The organism is Lactobacillus sp. CBA3606 (assembly GCF_002970935.1).
GTDB lineage: Bacteria > Bacillota > Bacilli > Lactobacillales > Lactobacillaceae > Lactiplantibacillus.
In genome coordinates this window covers 763,518-780,050 of the sequence record NZ_CP027194.1, presented here as the reverse complement: position 1 = coordinate 780,050, position 16,533 = coordinate 763,518, and the positions used below count along the sequence as shown (strand labels likewise).

The window sequence follows — 16,533 nt, the reverse complement described above, 5'->3', positions numbered from 1 at the left end:
TGCTACTTAGGCTTTTGAATGCGGTTGTAACGTTAAGGTGGGGGATGGGAGCTGAATGTCAGCTGCTTGTGCTGCGGCTAAGTAAGCAGCTAAAAAATCTCGTTGAATGGTGACCTGCATGCCATTTTTAACGTAAAATTGCACGCGGAAGACTAAGGTGCCATCCGTCTGAGTAGTCACACCTTGACTATCTGGATCACCGATAATGTCTGGATAATTGGGGACCAAGGTACGGTTTGTGGCTTTAATCGCAGTCGCTAAGGCGTCGATTGGGGTATCGGTAGTGATAGGTAGGTCAATTAAAACGCGCATATCATTGCGAGATTGATTACTAATAATCATAATTTTGCGATTGGGAATAAAATTCAGTGAGCCGTCGGGGCTAGTAACTTGCGTCGTTCTTAAGCCAATTGCCGAGACGGTGCCTTCAATGGTTTCAATTTTAACGTAATCGCCCACATCGATTTGATCTTCTAATAAGATAAAAAAGCCGGTGACGATGTCACTAACAAAGCCTTGGGCCCCTAATCCTAAGGCCACACTGAAAATCCCAGCACTAGCAATTAAAGTCCCCACGGGAACCCCTAAGACCGATAAGAGGGCATAGAGCCAGAAAAAGATCATCACATAATGAAAAATATTCAAGGATAACGTGAATATCGTTGAAATACGATTAGAAGCCGTATCGTTGGTATGAGCGTTAGTGAGAAACACGTGATGAATCAAGTGTTTACCTAAGCGATCGATAATCCAAAAGAGTAAACTGAATAGAACGATTTCGAGCAGTTTACCGCCGATGTTAATTAAGATTTGTTGCCAATCAATTTTAGCCGCGAGTTTTACCCACACGGAGACTTGCTTAGAGGTACTCACCCCTAGGACTGTTGAAAAAAACATGTTTTCACCCTCGTTAAGTTGGTCTGCAGTCTAGTTTAGCAGATTTTAACGTGGGAACCAAGCTAGTTGCTGGGCATCACTGGGTTACGCGAGCTAACAACAGTGGCAACGGTTTACGACAATTGGTAGACTAGTCTCACGAGGATGTAAGCACTTTTTTCGTTGCAGTATTATTATGACAATGCTATGCTTATTCTAATATTAAAGGCAGTTGAAGGAGGAATTTTAAGATGATTACACATATTGCGGGCATCATTGCCGCTATCGCATTCTTACTACTAGTTTGTTTCATCGGGATTTTCTTAGTGCGAATTACGAAAACGATGGGCGAAGTTAACCGAAGTTTAAGTGCCATCACGGATGATGTCGATGCGCTCTCACATGAAACTGAAAAAATTATGTCCAATGCGAATGAATTATTAAAGGATGTTAATGGCAAGGTCGCAACGATTGATCCAGCTTTCCAAGCGATGGGTGACTTAGGCCAGAGTGTTTCTGATTTGAATGCCGCGACCCGTGAATTAACGGCTAAAGTTGGGAAAAACAACGAAAAACGTAACAAGTTTTCAAGTGCTTCCAAGGTTGGTAAAGCTGCTTTTGATGTTTATCGGAACCGGCGATCAAAGAAGAATAGCGAGGAGGATTAACAATGTCAAAAAAAGGATTCTTATTCGGTTTAGTATTGGGTGGCGCCGCAATTACGACGGCCGTCATGAAGCTAGATGCTGATAAAAAAGCTACTTTAAAGGAACGGGCACAACAAGGGGTGGCCGACTTTAAAGACCGGGCCATTGATTATGCCTTTTACGCTAATGATGCTGCGGCTGATTTTAAAGAGGAAGCTAGTCAACAATTTGCGGATGCCAAACAAAAGGTGGCTGATTTTGCTGATCAATATCAAGCGACTAAAGGTGAAGCCGGTGAAAGCTTCAGTTCGAGCTTAGATCAAGCTACGGATAGTTTGCGTTCTGAATTAGCTCGCGTTGAAGCTGATTCAACCGATGCTAATGATGATATTGTGATTGATAGTGCGGCGGCTTTTGGTGATTCAGCAGACGCTGACTTAGCTACGGCGGCTAGTGAGGCGACGACTGCGATGCCAGATGATGTGGAAAGTGACCCAACAAACGCGACCACTGATGCTGATGATTCAAGCGCTACCCCAGATACAACCAAAGAATAAACCGATGATATCTGCTAGACTGAGTATTGAGCTCAGTCTTTTTTTGTGCAGTTAATGAAGTTGGAGGGAGTTTTATGGCAATGAAAACAGTTCAATTAGGCGCAACGAGCACGTCAGTTTCAGCGGTGGCCCTGGGAATTATGCGCATGGTGAGTCTGACACCCACTCAAGCAGCGCAGGTCTTAACAACTGTCCACAATCAAGGGGTTAACTTTATTGATGGTGCCGATATTTATGGGAATGGTCAATCAGAGACGATTTTTGGGACGGCGCTTAAACAAAGTGGCTTAAAACGTGAAGATTTCTTTATTCAATCTAAGGGGGGCATTGTCCTTGACCCCAAGCGCAGTCAGGGTGACTTAGTATTTGGCCAACGTTACGATTTTTCAAAGGCCCACTTAATTGCGGCTGTTGATGGTATTTTAAAACGCATGCAGATCGATTATTTGGATTCATTCTTGTTGCATCGGCCGGATGCTTTGATGGAACCGGACGAAGTAGCAGCGGCTTTTGACGAGTTACAAGCTGCTGGCAAGGTTCGGCACTTCGGGGTATCTAACTTTAATCCCATGCAAGTGGCTTTATTACAAGCGGCTTTAAGTCAGCGGTTAATCATTAATCAATTACAATTTGGCGTGATGCACACTGGACCGATTCAATTTGGCTTCCACACGAATATGACGGATTCGGCCAGCACCAATCACGATGGTGAAATTATTGAATATTCACGCCTACATCAAATGACGATTCAGGCTTGGTCGCCTTATCAATACGGGATGTTTGCTGGAACGTTTATTGATAATCCTAAGTTTCCAACGCTGAATGCGAAACTGCAAGCCTTGGCAACCAGTCGGGGCGTGACTAAAAATGCGATTGCGACAGCCTGGATTTTGCGGCATCCGGCCCACATGCAAGTCATTCTTGGGTCGATGAATCCACAACATTTAACGGAAAGTATCGCCGGGACTGGTGTACAATTGACGCGGCAGGAATGGTATGATATTTACTTTGCTGCCGGCAACGATTTACCTTAATGTAAACTAACCTAAAAATCGCTCGGATACCAGCTGGATAGCTGATAGCCGAGCGATTTTGATATTAGTAATTAAAGGGCTAATATTTTTAAGTCTTTTGAGGTGTGCGTGAATGGGTCGAAGCCGTCTTTAGTAACGACCCCACAGTCTTCAATCCGAACACCGGCCACCCCTGGAATATAAATCCCGGGTTCAATTGAGAAGCACATGCCTTCAACTAATGGCATGTGGTTGCCGGCCATAATAGATGGAAATTCATGGTCAGTTTGACCAAGTCCATGACCAAGGCGGTGAATGAAGTAGTCGCCATAACCGGCTTTAGTGATGACATCGCGGGCTAGCTTGTCGACGTCTTCAGCTGGCATCCCTGGCTTGACTGCGGCTTGGGCTGTCAATTGCGCTTCTAAACAAACGTCATAGATTTCTTTTTGCTTAGCAGTTGGTTGACCGTAAGCAATTGTCCGTGAGGCATCTGAAGCATAGCCGTCCCACATCACGCCTAAATCAAAGAGCACTAATTCATTAGGTTTGATTTGAGTCTGATTGGTGGCACCATGGGGTTCCGCAGCGTGGGTCCCTGCCTGAACCAACGTGCCAAAGCTCATCTCCATAACCCCTTTTTTCATTAGGGCATATTGAAGTTCGGCCGCAATCTGTTGTTCAGTCCGGCCGGCTTTAACGGCAGCGAAGCCTTGTTCAAATGCAAAGTCAGCCCATTTGCCGGCAACGTGCAATTTTTCAAGTTCGGCCGGTGTTTTGACTAAGCGTAACTTTTGAATCATTGGGGATAGATTTTTATCAAAGTGAGCTGCTGGGAATTGTTGTTGAATCGCTTGGAACCGATCCAACGTTAAGTTACCAGCTTCTAAAGCCCAAACTTTAGGGTCAGTTAGTTGGGCCGTGATATGGTTAGCAATTAAAGCATAGGGATCTTCATGATCTAAATAGCCATAAACGGGATAAGGCCAGCCAGTACCTTTGATTGCTTCAACTTCTAAAGCGGGCGCAAATAGGAAGGGTTCCGCATCCGCAAAAACGAACAAGGCTAGTGTCCGTTCAATCGGATCACTGCCAAATCCAGTTAGATATGAAATTGTGTGAAAGTCACTTACATAGGTGACGTCAACGTGATTATCGACGGTCCATTGGCGTACTTGTTGCAGGTTGGTGTAATCTGCCATTTCAATCACTCCTCAAAAATAAGTTTTTGGTTCCTACCATATAAGATAGTATAGCGCTGTTGCTTTAGAAAAGGGGCAAATTTAATGGTGAAAATTTGGTTAAGGCGTTGTAAAATCTTGAATTTTGGAAACAAGTAAGGTATTATTTTCATGAAAGCGATTTCAATAGGTTATAAAGTTGCAACAATGCCATAATTTTGCTATATTGGTTGATGTTGCATGAAAACGAATGAAAACAAATGATACCAAGTAAGAAAGGGCTATTTTATATGGAAAAACAAACAGTAACGATTTATGATGTGGCACGTGAAGCGGCGGTTTCTATGGCGACAGTTTCCCGGGTCGTTAATGGGAATCCCAATGTTAAACCAGCGACTCGTAAGAAGGTTTTGGCAGTTATCGAACGGCTTGATTACCGACCAAATGCCGTGGCACGTGGCTTAGCTAGCAAACGTTCAACGACGGTCGGCGTCATTATTCCCGACGTCACTAATATTTATTTTGCGTCACTTGCACGGGGGATTGATGATATTGCGATGATGTACAAATACAATATTATCTTAACGAACTCTGATGACGCTGGTGAACAAGAAGTGAACGTGTTAAATACGTTGATGGCCAAGCAAGTTGATGGGATTATCTTTATGGGAAATCATATTGATGACAAGTTGCGGGCTGAATTCAAGCGGGCCAAAGCACCAGTGGTTTTAGCTGGGACCGTTGATCCTGAAGGGGATACGCCTAGTGTCAACATTGACTACGTGACCGCAGTTGAAGAAGCCGTGACTAATTTAATTAAGCGTGGTCATGAGAAGATTGCGATTGCCTTAGGACCCTTGTCACAATCAATTAATGCAGAATATCGCTTGGCAGGATACAAGCAAGCCTTGAGTAAAGCCAATGTGCCATTTGATGACAGCTTGGTTTATGAAGCGGGCTATTCTTACGATGCCGGTAAAAAATTACAACCGGTCATTGCAGACAGTGGTGCCACTGCAGTCTTCGTTGGCGACGATGAAATGGCTGCCGGTATTATTAATGCTAGCATGGCTTCGGGCGTAGATGTTCCTGGCGACTTAGAAGTGATCACCAGTAATGATACGATCATTACTCAGATTACCCGGCCGTCAATCACGTCAATTACGCAACCTTTGTATGATATCGGTGCAGTGGCAATGCGGATGTTGACCAAATTAATGAATGATAAACCACTCGAAGAAAAGACAATCACCTTACCATATGGGATTGTCCGGCGTGATTCGACCAAATCCGCTGAATAGTTTCAGGTAGGGTATACTAGGCTTAGGACTTCGGTTCTGAGCTTTTTTGCGATGAATAGAAAGAGGGCATGCGAGATGGCAACATTAAAGTTACCGAAACGACCAGGAATGGTCCAATTAGGCTTAAAGGCGTCTAGCGAACCAGATCAATTGATGAATCGGTTGCAATACCGACCAACGACCTTTGAATTTTTCACGAGTGCGGCTGATTTTGAACCCGCGGCCTTTCAGCGGTTAAAACAAGCGATTACTTTTGTTAAAGCGCAGGTGACTACCGATGTGATTGTCCATCATCCGATGAGTTACCAGGGCGTTCATTTAGACCAATTATTAGATCCCAACCGTGAAGCAAAAGCGTATCAATTTTTACAGCAATCGACGACTCAATTAATCGCATTAGCCGTTGAACTAGATGTTCGATTGTTAGTTCATGGCGGCTATGGCGGTGCTGAAAGTGCTGCGCTCGTGACTGAATATGCGTCACTGGCAGCTGCACGAGCCACGGTCTTCGAACGGTTAGATATGTTAGTGCGGCAAGGCCAAGGGCATGTGATGATTGAAAATGGCATCACGCCGAGTTTTATGTATGGTGATCCGCAGTTGGATGAACTGATTATTCAACATCACTTACCGTTAGTTTGTGATTTGAGTCATGTTTTTATTGGCTTACATGGCGATATGGCCTTAACGATGTTGAGCTTAAAACGGCTCCGACCCTTAATCCAACATTATCATCTGGTCGATTCGTTGGGCCAACAACACGATAGTTTACCGCTAGGCACGGGGTTGATTGACTGGCAACGCGTCTTGCCAGTACTGAATCCAACGGCAAGCATGATTTATGAGGTGCCCGATGAAACGGATGCAACTTGTGCGAACATGTTGGCGAGCTATCACTATTTAAGAAATCTAGAAGTTAAAGGATTAGAAAGTCGACGGTGAAATGATGGCAAAAGTTGTGGTGCACCTAGATGAAGTGGCAAAAGTTGCGATGGTGATGAGTAATATTGAAAACTTGCTGGCGGCAGAACCAACTAGTGAAATTGTGCTAGTGGTGAACGGACCGGCCGTGACAACGCTGACGTCAGCGGTATGGCAACCATTTATTCAAGCACAGCCCCAAGTTGAGCTTGATGCTTGTCAAAATGCGTTAACTAGTCATCACGTTGCCATTAGTGATTTAGTGGCCGGGGTGACAGTCGTCCCAGCCGGGGTGGTCCGGATTGTTGAATTAGAGGGTCATGGCTTTGCCTACTTGCGCCCTTAATCGGTTAGACTAGGTCTAGACCTTGAAATGAACCGGTTTATTTGTTAAACTACTAACCGTATGTTTAATCATAAATCGAATAAATAAAGAAAGAAGGAGTCACAATGTCAGGACATTCAAAATGGCATAACATTCAAGGACGTAAAAACGCCCAAGATTCTAAACGTGGGAAGATTTTCCAAAAGATCTCTCGCGAACTTTACATGGCTGTTAAAGCCGGAGGTCCTGATCCAGATTCTAACTCGCAATTGCGGTTGATTATGGATAAGGCTAAAGCTGCCAACATGCCTAAAGATAACATCAAACGGGCAGTGGATAAAGGTAGTGGCTCCGGTGCGGCGAACTACGAAGAAGTTACCTACGAAGGCTACGGCCCTGGTGGTATCGCTGTTCTGGTTCACGCATTAACAGATAACAAAAATCGGACGGCCGCAGCGGTTCGTTCTGCTTTCACTCATCATGGTGGTGCTTTAGCGGCCTCTGGTGCAGTGAGCTATATGTTTGACCGTAAAGGTTACATCGTGATTGTACGTGAAGATTTAGACACGGATGAAGACACGATGTTAATGGATGTTTTAGATGCTGGTGGCGATGATTTACAATCCAGTGATGAAGCTTTCGAAATCTATACGGATCCAAAGCAATTGGCTGAAGTTCGGGATGCCTTGGAAGCCAAGGGGTATAAGCTTGAAAATGCGGAATTAACGATGATTCCTGAAACCTTGACGGACGTCCCAACGGATAAAGTTGAAAAGTTACAACACATGATTGATGAACTTGAAGATAATGACGATGTTTCAGAAGTTTATGAAGCCGCTAATTTCCCAGATTAATCAATTTAAAGTGACTGGTTTAGTCTTATGATGAGACTAAACCAGTTTTTTTTATCATAAATATTGGCTCAAACTGGTGCTTAGGACGGCACTTTGCTAAAATTAGGCTAGCGTATTTTTGAAGGGACGAAAAATAATGAATAAAGTAACCGTATTAGGTAGTTTAAATGTCGATACCATTCTCCGCGTGAAACGGTTTCCTAAGCCTGGCGAGACATTGCCACTGACTGGTAAAAGTATTGCTGGCGGTGGTAAAGGGGCTAATCAGGCGATTGCCGCCGCCCGGGCCGGCGCTCAAACCACGTTTATTGGTAAAGTCGGTCAAGATGCCGAGGGGCAATTTATGGTTAAGCAATTAACGGCTAGTGGGGTAGTGACTAATTATGTGCAACATAGTACGGCTGCCAGCACGGGCTCGGCCTTTATCTTGTTGGATAATAGTAGCGAAAACCGTATTTTAATTGATGGTGGTACGAATCAACAGGTGACACCAGCGGATGTCGATTTAGCGCAGCCGGTGATTGCTGCGAGTGATTTTTTGATTGCACAATTTGAAACGCCGCAAGCTGCAACCCAACATGGTTTTGAATTGGCACAAGCTGCTAATCGGCGGACTATCTTGAATCCGGCACCGGCGACAACGACTGTGCCCGCACAATTATTAGCCGTGACTGATTTGATTGTTCCCAATGAAACAGAAACGGAAACCTTGACCGGGGTGCACATCACAGATGAGCAGACGATGATTAAAGCGGCAGAAAAGTTCCAAGCAATGGGGGTTGATACGGTCATCATCACCGTTGGTAGCCAAGGAGCTTTTTGGATGCGAAATCATGAGCATGGTTTTGTTCCCGCTTATAAAGTGGCGGCCATTGATACCACTGCCGCAGGGGATACCTTTATTGGGGCCTTGAGTTCCGTGTTGCAAGCGGATTTCAGTAATTTAAATGCCGCAGTCCGTTTTGCGAATCGGGCGTCTTCATTAGCCGTACAAAAGTTAGGTGCGCAACCGTCAATTCCAACGGCTGCTGAAATTTCCGCTGCTGAACGCGCTTAGACGAAAAAAGAAGTTAAATATGTGACCACTTGAATTAAGTTATTGCTTAATTCAGGTGTTTTTTTTCGTCTAAATAAACTGGGTTTACGGAGTTGAAGGATGAAAGGAGCGTGAAGCGATGTCCGTTGAGACCCAATTAATGACCATTATTCAGGCAGCCGTCGCCCAACAGGCTAGTGATATTTATTGGCTACCGGCGACGACTGACTATCAAGTTTTACTGCAAGCAGCGGGACAATTGCAACCGTTAATGACCTTGGACTTAGCAACGGCCCAACAAGTCATTAATCATATTAAGTACCAAAGTAACATGGCTATCAGTGATCATCGGCGGCCTCAATTAGGGGCGATGACGTTTCCGCTAGCGACGACCGTTTTGAACTTACGGATTTCAACCGTGGGCGACTTCCTCGGGCGTGAATCATTAGTGATGCGGTTACTTTATCAGGCCAGCGAGACACCTTTACAGTATTTGATTCCGAGTCAACGGACTCAGTTACAAGCGTTGATGCAACGCACCGGTTTAGTTCTGTTTTCAGGGCCGATGGGATCGGGTAAGACCTCAACAATGTATGATTTAGTTCGCCAGGTTGAACGTCCCCAGGTGGTCATGACGATTGAAGATCCCGTTGAAATTTATGAACCTAAATTTCTACAGCTACAAGTTAATGACGCAGCCCAGATGACTTATGCCGATTTATTAAAAGTCGGGTTGCGCCACCATCCGGAGGTCTTTATTATTGGTGAAATCCGGGATGAAAAGACGGCCCAAGTGGCGATTCAGGCAGCCTTAAGTGGGCATTTGGTGTTGAGTACGATTCATGCTCGGGGCGTGTTTGGAATTGGTCCCCGGTTGCAACAATTGGGGATTGCACCGGCGACATTGCAACAAGCCTTGGTGGCAGCGACCTATCAACGATTAGTCGCCACGACCGATGGGTCACAAGCGGCGTTATTTGATATTGTGACGACACCGACACAAGTCACTGCACAGGCCACGACGATGATGACGGCAAGATGGGGGCAATTAATTGAAGAACAACAAGCCATGGGCCGGATTAGTGCGGCATTGGCCCAACGGCTCCAAGCCGAATAAGCGCTTGAGTATCCGGGTACAAGCTATTTTATTTGCAACTTTGGCTGATCTGATTAGTAATGGTTTTTCATTACGTGACGCCATGCGCTTTATTGTCGATATTCATGGCCAGAAGTTTAAACGCCTTACCCCGGTCATTGCGCGATTACAGGCCGGCGATAACTTAGCAACCGCTTTGCAAGCTTATATTGGCATTGACCTATATTATCAACTGTTGATTGCTGAACAACATGGTGATTTAACCCCAACCTTGGTACAGGCCGGCCATTTGATGCGAACCAAAGCGCTGCAACAGCAGCAAATCAAGCGTTTGTTACAATATCCATTGGTGTTATTGTTACTACTCATCGGGACCTTAGTGCTGGTGAAGACCGCTATTTTACCGAATTTTAGTCAGGTCGCCACAGCGCCAGCCCAAGCGCGGACTTGGCAATTATTGCTGGGAAGTTTTGGCACGCTAAGTTTATTGAGCCTAGGCATTGTTGGCGCACACTTAAGACGCCTGCCAGTCCGTGACCGATTTCGCTGGTTAGCCCCATGGCCGTTAATTGGGCCCTTGATTAAAACGTATTGTGGGTATTATTTAACCTTAAATGCTGGCATGTTGTTATCGGGCGGCCTGGGGTTACGGGCAATCTGTGAGGTCAGTGCGCATTTTAAAGCCCAATCTTTATTACAGCAACAGGGGACTTTTGTTGAACAAGCACTATTAGCCGGGCAAGCACTACCGGCCATCATTAAGGCCGATCGGTTATTACCGAATGAATTAGCGTTATTAGTCAGTAAAGAAAGTCCAACTGAACAATTGAGCCAAGAACTACTCTATTTCGCCACCGTCCAATATGACCGCTTGATTCGTGATTTAAATCGGTTAATTAGCTGGATTCAACCGCTGATGTTTATGATAATTGCGGTGGTGATCGTGGGCACTTACTTGAACTTGTTATTACCAATGTATAATTCAATGGGGGATATTTTAAAATGAAAACTGTTAAGCAATTCTGGCATAAAGTCAGCGCACCACACCGAGGATTCACATTAATCGAAATGGTGATTGTTTTGTCGATTATTGCCTTACTGATGCTAATCGTAGTGCCAAATTTAAATGCCCAACGTAAGACGGCCGGGGATCGCCAAAATAAAGCGTTGACTGAAGTCGTACAAAATCAAGCCGAAATGTATGCCAATGACATGAATAAAGATATTACGACCGTCAACATCCAAGAGCTTCAGACCGCTAAATACTTGAATTCACAACAGGCCAAGCAAGCGTTAGACCAAAAAATCGATCCGGTCCGGCCAGAAAATAAAAATGCGAAAACCACTTAAAGGTTTTACGCTAATTGAAACGACCGTGGTCTTAGTCTTGCTGGGGACGATGTTACTCATTGGTGCTTATCGTTCGCCTAGTCTATCGCAGCAGCGGGGACATGAAAAACTTTTTTGGGAACAATTTCAAACGTTATGGCAAGAACAAGTTTTTTTGGCAAGCGCCTATAGCCACCGCCAACAGGTTGAAATTCATGGTAATTTCATTCGCTTTAATCGGTGGATTCCAGGTGAACCGACGACGCTTTCTCAGACCGATGTAAAAATGCCGGCAACTCTTTTTCATGCGGGTGTTGTGCAATTCATTAATATTAATAAAAATGGTCATGCAAATTTATTGACGGTTTATTTGCAGTCAAGTTTACGACCAAATGTGCGCATCAAACTAACGTCAATTATGGGATGGGGAGCGTATCGAATTGCCTATGTTACTTAAACGACGATCGGGTTTTGTGATGGCTGAAACGCTAGTGGCATTGAGCCTGTTAACGCTAGCAGTCAGCTTTTGGGGTGGTTTAGAAGTCATGATGCAGCAACGTGATCAAGCGATGATTCGACAGATTGAACAAGCGCGTTATCAGTATGAACAGCAACGATTACCACAATTGAATGCGATCGCGGATGCATAGGCGGGCGGGCTTTACCTTGATAGAAGTCGTGTTAGCGCTAAGTGTGTTATTAATTGTGGGTCAATTCTTATTTCAAGGCCAGCGTGATTTAATGAGTCGCAGGCAGAAAACCATGCCTGCGATTGAATGGTACCTGATGTTACACGAATTAGAAAACCCGGCCCATCATTTTAAAGTTGGTCGGATTTCGCCAGGTGGCACGGTTGAATTGTTTGTAGACCAGAAAACATATCTATTAACGTTTGATGGCCGCCAAATCAAATTAATCGATCTTCATTCAAATAGTGGTTTTATTTATTTAATGGCACACGTCAAAAAGTACGCCGTCACTGCTGACCAGCAAATGACGATTGTAACTGACCGCGGGCAGACTTTTAAGGCCCGGCTGCTATTACCTAAGAAGGTGCCAGCGTGAAGAAACGACGTGGCACGATTCTATTATCAGTCATGAGCTTTTTACTGATTTTTGGGGCCTTTGAAAGTCATCGATATAACAGTTACGTGCAGCGGCAAACGCTCTATCGGTTTATGCTCAAGGCGTATCGTGAGCCGGCGCCGCTAAAACCGAGTCCGACCACTAAAACGTCAAACCCAGTTGCTGCCAATTAACGCCTGTTTTTAGCGTGTCGTCAAAGCTCCAGCTTGAACTCGACCCATAAAATCGGTAAGATGAGTGAGTATTTAAGTTTTTTTGGAGAGGTGAGTATTCTGGCACAAACAGCAACTGAGACGCTTTTTAAGGTCTTAGATCAATCAGTGACGATTTTAATGCAACAGCTATCCGTCTCTTATGTCGATGCGTTGATTGAAACGGGTGATAATTTATTAAGTCAATCAGTCCATGTCGAAGATGGAAAGCCTGACGCTGCACAAGTGACGTCTTTGGAACAACTCTATCAGACAGTAACGTTAAGCCAATATGATGCGGAGACGATTCGCCGGGCATTACAACTCGCATTATTAAAAGCGATTCATAATGACCGGGTAGATCCAAACCATCAAATGACCCCAGATTCGATTGGGTTATTAACCGCCTATTTAATTGCCAAGTTAGTTGGCGTGGATGAGCAATTAGCCATTTTAGATATCGCAGTCGGCACCGGTAACTTGTTGACAACGGTGATTAATCAGCTACAGCCAACGCGGTCAACGCCTATTCAAGGTTATGGGGTTGATAACGACGATAACCAGTTGGCAATTGCCGCGATGAGCATGGAATTACAACAGTCACAAGTTGAGTTATTCCATCAAGATGGGATCGATCCTTTAGTGATGCCTAAGACTAATGTGGCGATTGGTGACTTACCAGTCGGTTATTATCCATTGGACGAGCGGGTTCAAGGTTTCGAAACGAAAGCAACTAATGGGCATTCATATACCCATCATTTGTTGATGGAACAAGCCATGTCGCAATTATTGCCAGGCGGTTGGGGTGTTTTCTTAGTGCCAACAACTATTTTCCAATCCCAAGAAGCCCAAGGCCTATTGAAATGGATGAGTTCAGCGGCTTATTTGCAAGGCTTATTGAATTTACCGGCTAATTTGTTTTTGGATGAAAAGTCACGTAAATCAATGGTCGTCTTACAAAAACGAGGGGGTCAAGCGCAGCAGGCTGGTAAAGTCTTATTGGGAGAATTTCCATCCTTTGAAGATAAAGCGGCTTTTGAAGCGTTTACTGCGCAAATTGATACTTGGGTTGGTCAAAATATTATTCGCTAGGAGTGAATCGGCATGGGGAAAACGATTGCAATTAATGCTGGTAGTTCAACGTTAAAGTTTAAACTATTTGAAATGCCTCAAGAACGGGTGATTGCGAGTGGGGCGATTGAACGGATTGGTTTCGAACAGTCACCAGTGCATATTCGGTATGGCTTAGATCATAAATATCGCGAGACTGAGACGGTCCCGAACCATCTGACCGCTGTTAATATCATCTTAGATGAGCTCATTAAGTTACACATTATTGAAAACTACGATGAAATCACCGGCGTGGGCCATCGAGTCGTTGCGGGCGGTGAAATTTTTAAAGATTCGGTCGTTATTACAGCTAAAGTTTTGCAGCAGATTGAGGATTTGGCTGAATATGCCCCGCTGCATAATCCGGCCAATGCGGTTGGTATTCGAGCCTTTAAGCGGGTATTACCCAATGTGCCAGCTGTCGCTGTTTTTGACACGTCATTTCATACGAGTATGCCGGCCGTAAATTATTTATATTCACTACCTTATGACTACTATGAAAAATTCGGCGCTCGTAAATTTGGGGCACATGGGACGAGTCATCGTTACGTGGCTGAGCGAGCGGCCCACTTACTGCAGCGACCGTTGACTGCCTTAAAGCTAATCACGGTCCATTTGGGGGCGGGAAGTTCTATCACTGCAATTCAGAATGGCAAAAGTATTGATACGTCAATGGGCTTTACACCACTGGCGGGGATTACGATGGCGACCCGTTCTGGTGACTTGGATCCATCATTGATGGTTTATTTGATGAAAAAGCTCAAGTTAACTGATCCTGATGAGATGTTGAAAATTTTGAATACCCAGTCAGGATTGTTAGGGCTGGCGGGTTCTGCCGATATGAAGGAATTAGAAGAACGGTGCGACCATGATCCGATGGCCCAATTAGCCATTGATATCTTTGTTAATCGTATTGTGAAGTATATCGGTAGTTATATTGCCGAACTACAAGGCGTTGATGCGATTGTAATCACAGCCGGTATCGGCGAACGGGATGCCCGGATGCGCCAACGAATTGCTGATAAGTTAAGCTATTTTGGCGTTAAACTTGATCCTACTAAGAATCAGGTTAGTGGGGTTGAACGAGACTTGAGCGCTGATGATGCTCAGGTACGAGTGGTGTTAATTCCAACTGATGAAGAATTAATGATTGCGCGTGATGTTGAACGTGTCGGTCATCCGGAAGGTTAGTTGATAACAAGTGATTTAGAGTTAACGTTGTAAAGCCAATTTGGTTTTACAGCGTTTTTTCATAGGTGCATTTTAAGGCCAGGTGGTATTCAATTGAAACTTATTCATCTTAATGTGCTTTGATTTCATGTTGTTCATGCTAATTGGTTAGTTAGTTGACACAATGATAATTCATAGCTAATGCTGAAATGGTCGAACGCAAGCGGCCCCGTGACGACTTGCATTGGCGCCAACTACCACCAATGGCCTATACCAATATTGCTAAAAACTAGAGCGCGCCCTTTTGAATGCGGTTCTGATGACCCGTATAATGAATTCTAAGGGGAGTGCTGATATTATGAAAGAAAATCAACAGCCTGCCGAGAAAACACAACTTTCTCGTGGGTTAAAAAGCCGCCATGTGCAGTTAATTGCGATTGGTGGCACGATTGGGACCGGCCTGTTCTTAGGTGCTGGTCAGTCCATCCACTTAGCTGGCCCGTCGATTTTAATTGCGTATTTAGTGACGGGACTGGTGTGTTTCTTATTAATGCGGGCTTTAGGTGAGTTACTACTGTCCGATTTAAATACCCATTCCTACATTGATTTTATTAAGCAATATCTGGGTGATCGGACTGGATTTGTGGCTGGCTGGACCTATTGGGTTTGCTGGGTCACAATTGCGATGGCTGAAATTACCGCTGTCGGTGAATATATGCAGTTCTGGTTTCCCCAGTTACCACAATGGATTCCAGGGTTTGTCATCCTGATTTTGTTACTAGGTTTGAACTCGGTCAATGTTTCGGCTTTTGGGGAAACCGAATTTTGGTTCGCAATTATTAAAATTGCGGCGATTGTAGCGTTGATTGCAGTTGGGATTGGGATGGTTGTTTTTCGGGTAAAAACGCCCGTTGGTCATGCTAGTTTAGGTAATTTAGTGAATTATGGTGGTTTTATGCCGCATGGACTCAAAGGGTTGATTCTCTCATTTCAAATGGTCCTTTTTAGTTTTATTGGGATTGAAATGGTGGGGATGACCGCCTCAGAAACGGAAGATCCTAAAACGGTTATTCCGAAGGCCATTGATAATATTCCGCTACGAATCATTTTATTTTACGTGGGGTCGTTGTTCTTCCTAATGTGTATGTACCCATGGCGTTACTTTTCAGCGGCGCATAGTCCATTTGTGCAAGTCTTTACGAACCTTGGCATTACGGCTGCAGCCGCAATTATTAACTTTGTGGTGTTAACGGCCGCAGCTTCCTCGTGTAACAGTGCGCTATTCAGCACGGGCCGCATGTTATTTTCATTAACTTATGGCGGTCAAGGTAAGTTTGCTAAAAAAATGGGGCGCTTATCAACGCGCCAGGTACCAACCCATGCCTTACGGTTTTCAACGTTGGTCATTGGTCTTGCTGTCTTATTGAACCTGTTTATGCCGGGGAAGGTCTTCTCACTAATCGCCAGTATTTCAACGACGTGCTTTATTTTCATTTGGGGAGCAATTGTGCTCGCCCATTTGGCTTATCGCAAGCAAGCCGGTCGTCAACCTAAAAAGCGGTTTAAAATGCCGTTAGCACCGTATTCAGATTACTTCATTCTGATTTTCTTAGCTTTTATTGCGGTGGTGCTTTGTTTGAAGACAGAAACGTTAATTGCGCTTATTGCATCTTTGATTTGGTTGGTCTTACTATATGTTATCAAAGTAGTTCAGGACCGGCTCGCAACTACTAAATAATGAAATTGAGTGTTTGGGATAAAAGCCAAACGCTTTTTTTGCGCACTGAAACGTGGGACAGTGTGTTTTGGCGGGGGAAGCGGTACAATTAAAGTTAACGTC

At 44.5% G+C, this 16,533-nt stretch carries 20 protein-coding genes; 18 read left to right on the top strand and 2 right to left on the bottom strand.

Annotated features, from left to right (window positions below):
* Nucleotides 1-6: 6 nt before the first annotated feature.
* Nucleotides 7-897 carry a mechanosensitive ion channel family protein gene (locus C5Z26_RS04010; RefSeq protein WP_105448704.1) on the bottom strand — a complete coding sequence of 297 codons (891 nt, stop codon included), beginning with the start codon at nucleotides 895-897 and terminating at the stop codon, nucleotides 7-9.
* 230 nt (nucleotides 898-1,127) lie between these two features.
* Between C5Z26_RS04010 and C5Z26_RS04005 the strand changes: the two genes are divergently transcribed.
* From C5Z26_RS04005 to C5Z26_RS03995, 3 genes are all read left to right on the top strand, one after another.
* Nucleotides 1,128-1,544 (top strand): DUF948 domain-containing protein, encoded by a 417-nt coding sequence (locus C5Z26_RS04005; protein ID WP_105448703.1) that lies wholly within the window; start codon nucleotides 1,128-1,130, stop codon nucleotides 1,542-1,544.
* 2 nt (nucleotides 1,545-1,546) lie between these two features.
* Entirely contained in the window at nucleotides 1,547-2,080 is a 534-nt protein-coding gene (locus C5Z26_RS04000) for a YtxH domain-containing protein (RefSeq protein WP_105448702.1), read from the top strand.
* Between the two features lie 80 nt (nucleotides 2,081-2,160).
* On the top strand, nucleotides 2,161-3,114 hold the full coding sequence (locus C5Z26_RS03995; RefSeq protein WP_105450130.1) for an aldo/keto reductase: 954 nt from the start codon (nucleotides 2,161-2,163) through the stop codon (nucleotides 3,112-3,114).
* Nucleotides 3,115-3,185: 71 nt separating this feature from the next.
* On the opposite strand, the gene C5Z26_RS03990 is transcribed toward C5Z26_RS03995, so the two are convergent.
* Nucleotides 3,186-4,295, bottom strand: coding sequence for a M24 family metallopeptidase (locus tag C5Z26_RS03990; protein WP_105448701.1), 1,110 nt, complete (start codon nucleotides 4,293-4,295; stop codon nucleotides 3,186-3,188).
* A gap of 269 nt (nucleotides 4,296-4,564) precedes the next feature.
* On the opposite strand from C5Z26_RS03990, the gene ccpA reads away from it, so the two are divergent.
* The 15 genes from ccpA (at nucleotide 4,565) to C5Z26_RS03915 (ending at nucleotide 16,431) form a co-directional block, all read left to right on the top strand.
* Entirely contained in the window at nucleotides 4,565-5,575 is a 1,011-nt protein-coding gene (gene ccpA, locus C5Z26_RS03985) for a catabolite control protein A (protein WP_105448700.1), read from the top strand.
* A 75-nt stretch (nucleotides 5,576-5,650) separates the two neighbouring features.
* Nucleotides 5,651-6,517 carry a TIM barrel protein gene (locus C5Z26_RS03980; protein ID WP_105448699.1) on the top strand — a complete coding sequence of 289 codons (867 nt, stop codon included), beginning with the start codon at nucleotides 5,651-5,653 and terminating at the stop codon, nucleotides 6,515-6,517.
* A gap of 1 nt (nucleotide 6,518) precedes the next feature.
* A complete protein-coding gene (locus tag C5Z26_RS03975) occupies nucleotides 6,519-6,842 on the top strand; it encodes a DsrE family protein (protein ID WP_234005724.1) in 324 nt (107 codons plus the stop codon).
* Between the two features lie 104 nt (nucleotides 6,843-6,946).
* Nucleotides 6,947-7,675 carry a YebC/PmpR family DNA-binding transcriptional regulator gene (locus C5Z26_RS03970; protein WP_105448698.1) on the top strand — a complete coding sequence of 243 codons (729 nt, stop codon included), beginning with the start codon at nucleotides 6,947-6,949 and terminating at the stop codon, nucleotides 7,673-7,675.
* 136 nt (nucleotides 7,676-7,811) lie between these two features.
* Nucleotides 7,812-8,732, top strand: coding sequence for a ribokinase (gene rbsK / locus C5Z26_RS03965; protein WP_105448697.1), 921 nt, complete (start codon nucleotides 7,812-7,814; stop codon nucleotides 8,730-8,732).
* A gap of 118 nt (nucleotides 8,733-8,850) precedes the next feature.
* Nucleotides 8,851-9,828, top strand: a complete 978-nt coding sequence (comGA, locus tag C5Z26_RS03960; RefSeq protein ID WP_105448696.1) for a competence type IV pilus ATPase ComGA — start codon at nucleotides 8,851-8,853, stop codon at nucleotides 9,826-9,828.
* The gene (locus C5Z26_RS03955; protein ID WP_234005723.1) at nucleotides 9,764-10,813 is read left to right on the top strand and encodes a type II secretion system F family protein; all 1,050 of its coding nucleotides are present in this window, start codon (nucleotides 9,764-9,766) and stop codon (nucleotides 10,811-10,813) included. The genes comGA and C5Z26_RS03955 overlap by 65 nt, the downstream gene beginning before the upstream one ends.
* Complete coding sequence (gene comGC, locus C5Z26_RS03950) at nucleotides 10,810-11,157, top strand: competence type IV pilus major pilin ComGC (protein WP_105448695.1); 348 nt, start codon at nucleotides 10,810-10,812, stop codon at nucleotides 11,155-11,157. The genes C5Z26_RS03955 and comGC overlap by 4 nt, the downstream gene beginning before the upstream one ends.
* Nucleotides 11,141-11,593, top strand: coding sequence for a type II secretion system protein (locus tag C5Z26_RS03945; RefSeq protein ID WP_105448694.1), 453 nt, complete (start codon nucleotides 11,141-11,143; stop codon nucleotides 11,591-11,593). Before comGC ends, C5Z26_RS03945 begins: the two co-directional genes overlap by 17 nt.
* Nucleotides 11,583-11,786, top strand: coding sequence for a histidine kinase (locus C5Z26_RS03940; protein ID WP_105448693.1), 204 nt, complete (start codon nucleotides 11,583-11,585; stop codon nucleotides 11,784-11,786). Before C5Z26_RS03945 ends, C5Z26_RS03940 begins: the two co-directional genes overlap by 11 nt.
* Nucleotides 11,767-12,201 carry a type II secretion system protein gene (locus C5Z26_RS03935; RefSeq protein ID WP_105448692.1) on the top strand — a complete coding sequence of 145 codons (435 nt, stop codon included), beginning with the start codon at nucleotides 11,767-11,769 and terminating at the stop codon, nucleotides 12,199-12,201. The genes C5Z26_RS03940 and C5Z26_RS03935 overlap by 20 nt, the downstream gene beginning before the upstream one ends.
* Nucleotides 12,198-12,395, top strand: a complete 198-nt coding sequence (locus C5Z26_RS03930) for a hypothetical protein (protein WP_105448691.1) — start codon at nucleotides 12,198-12,200, stop codon at nucleotides 12,393-12,395. Before C5Z26_RS03935 ends, C5Z26_RS03930 begins: the two co-directional genes overlap by 4 nt.
* 60 nt (nucleotides 12,396-12,455) lie before the next feature.
* Nucleotides 12,456-13,505 (top strand): class I SAM-dependent methyltransferase, encoded by a 1,050-nt coding sequence (locus C5Z26_RS03925; RefSeq protein WP_199774977.1) that lies wholly within the window; start codon nucleotides 12,456-12,458, stop codon nucleotides 13,503-13,505.
* A gap of 12 nt (nucleotides 13,506-13,517) precedes the next feature.
* Nucleotides 13,518-14,714 (top strand): acetate/propionate family kinase, encoded by a 1,197-nt coding sequence (locus tag C5Z26_RS03920; protein ID WP_105448690.1) that lies wholly within the window; start codon nucleotides 13,518-13,520, stop codon nucleotides 14,712-14,714.
* A gap of 334 nt (nucleotides 14,715-15,048) precedes the next feature.
* Nucleotides 15,049-16,431, top strand: a complete 1,383-nt coding sequence (locus C5Z26_RS03915) for an amino acid permease (protein WP_105450127.1) — start codon at nucleotides 15,049-15,051, stop codon at nucleotides 16,429-16,431.
* Nucleotides 16,432-16,533: the final 102 nt, after the last annotated feature.

Bases quoted from the DNA above. Each gene is read 5' to 3' on its own strand.
- C5Z26_RS04010 (WP_105448704.1), bottom strand. From the start codon at position 897: ATGTTTTTTTCAACAGTCCTAGGGGTGAGTACCTCTAAGCAAGTCTCC.
- C5Z26_RS04005 (WP_105448703.1), top strand. From the start codon at position 1,128: ATGATTACACATATTGCGGGCATCATTGCCGCTATCGCATTCTTACTA.
- C5Z26_RS04000 (WP_105448702.1), top strand. From the start codon at position 1,547: ATGTCAAAAAAAGGATTCTTATTCGGTTTAGTATTGGGTGGCGCCGCA.
- C5Z26_RS03995 (WP_105450130.1), top strand. From the start codon at position 2,161: ATGAAAACAGTTCAATTAGGCGCAACGAGCACGTCAGTTTCAGCGGTG.
- C5Z26_RS03990 (WP_105448701.1), bottom strand. From the start codon at position 4,295: ATGGCAGATTACACCAACCTGCAACAAGTACGCCAATGGACCGTCGAT.
- ccpA (WP_105448700.1), top strand. From the start codon at position 4,565: ATGGAAAAACAAACAGTAACGATTTATGATGTGGCACGTGAAGCGGCG.
- C5Z26_RS03980 (WP_105448699.1), top strand. From the start codon at position 5,651: ATGGCAACATTAAAGTTACCGAAACGACCAGGAATGGTCCAATTAGGC.
- C5Z26_RS03975 (WP_234005724.1), top strand. From the start codon at position 6,519: ATGATGGCAAAAGTTGTGGTGCACCTAGATGAAGTGGCAAAAGTTGCG.
- C5Z26_RS03970 (WP_105448698.1), top strand. From the start codon at position 6,947: ATGTCAGGACATTCAAAATGGCATAACATTCAAGGACGTAAAAACGCC.
- rbsK (WP_105448697.1), top strand. From the start codon at position 7,812: ATGAATAAAGTAACCGTATTAGGTAGTTTAAATGTCGATACCATTCTC.
- comGA (WP_105448696.1), top strand. From the start codon at position 8,851: ATGTCCGTTGAGACCCAATTAATGACCATTATTCAGGCAGCCGTCGCC.
- comGC (WP_105448695.1), top strand. From the start codon at position 10,810: ATGAAAACTGTTAAGCAATTCTGGCATAAAGTCAGCGCACCACACCGA.
- C5Z26_RS03945 (WP_105448694.1), top strand. From the start codon at position 11,141: ATGCGAAAACCACTTAAAGGTTTTACGCTAATTGAAACGACCGTGGTC.
- C5Z26_RS03940 (WP_105448693.1), top strand. From the start codon at position 11,583: ATGTTACTTAAACGACGATCGGGTTTTGTGATGGCTGAAACGCTAGTG.
- C5Z26_RS03935 (WP_105448692.1), top strand. From the start codon at position 11,767: ATGCGATCGCGGATGCATAGGCGGGCGGGCTTTACCTTGATAGAAGTC.
- C5Z26_RS03925 (WP_199774977.1), top strand. From the start codon at position 12,456: ATGAGTGAGTATTTAAGTTTTTTTGGAGAGGTGAGTATTCTGGCACAA.
- C5Z26_RS03920 (WP_105448690.1), top strand. From the start codon at position 13,518: ATGGGGAAAACGATTGCAATTAATGCTGGTAGTTCAACGTTAAAGTTT.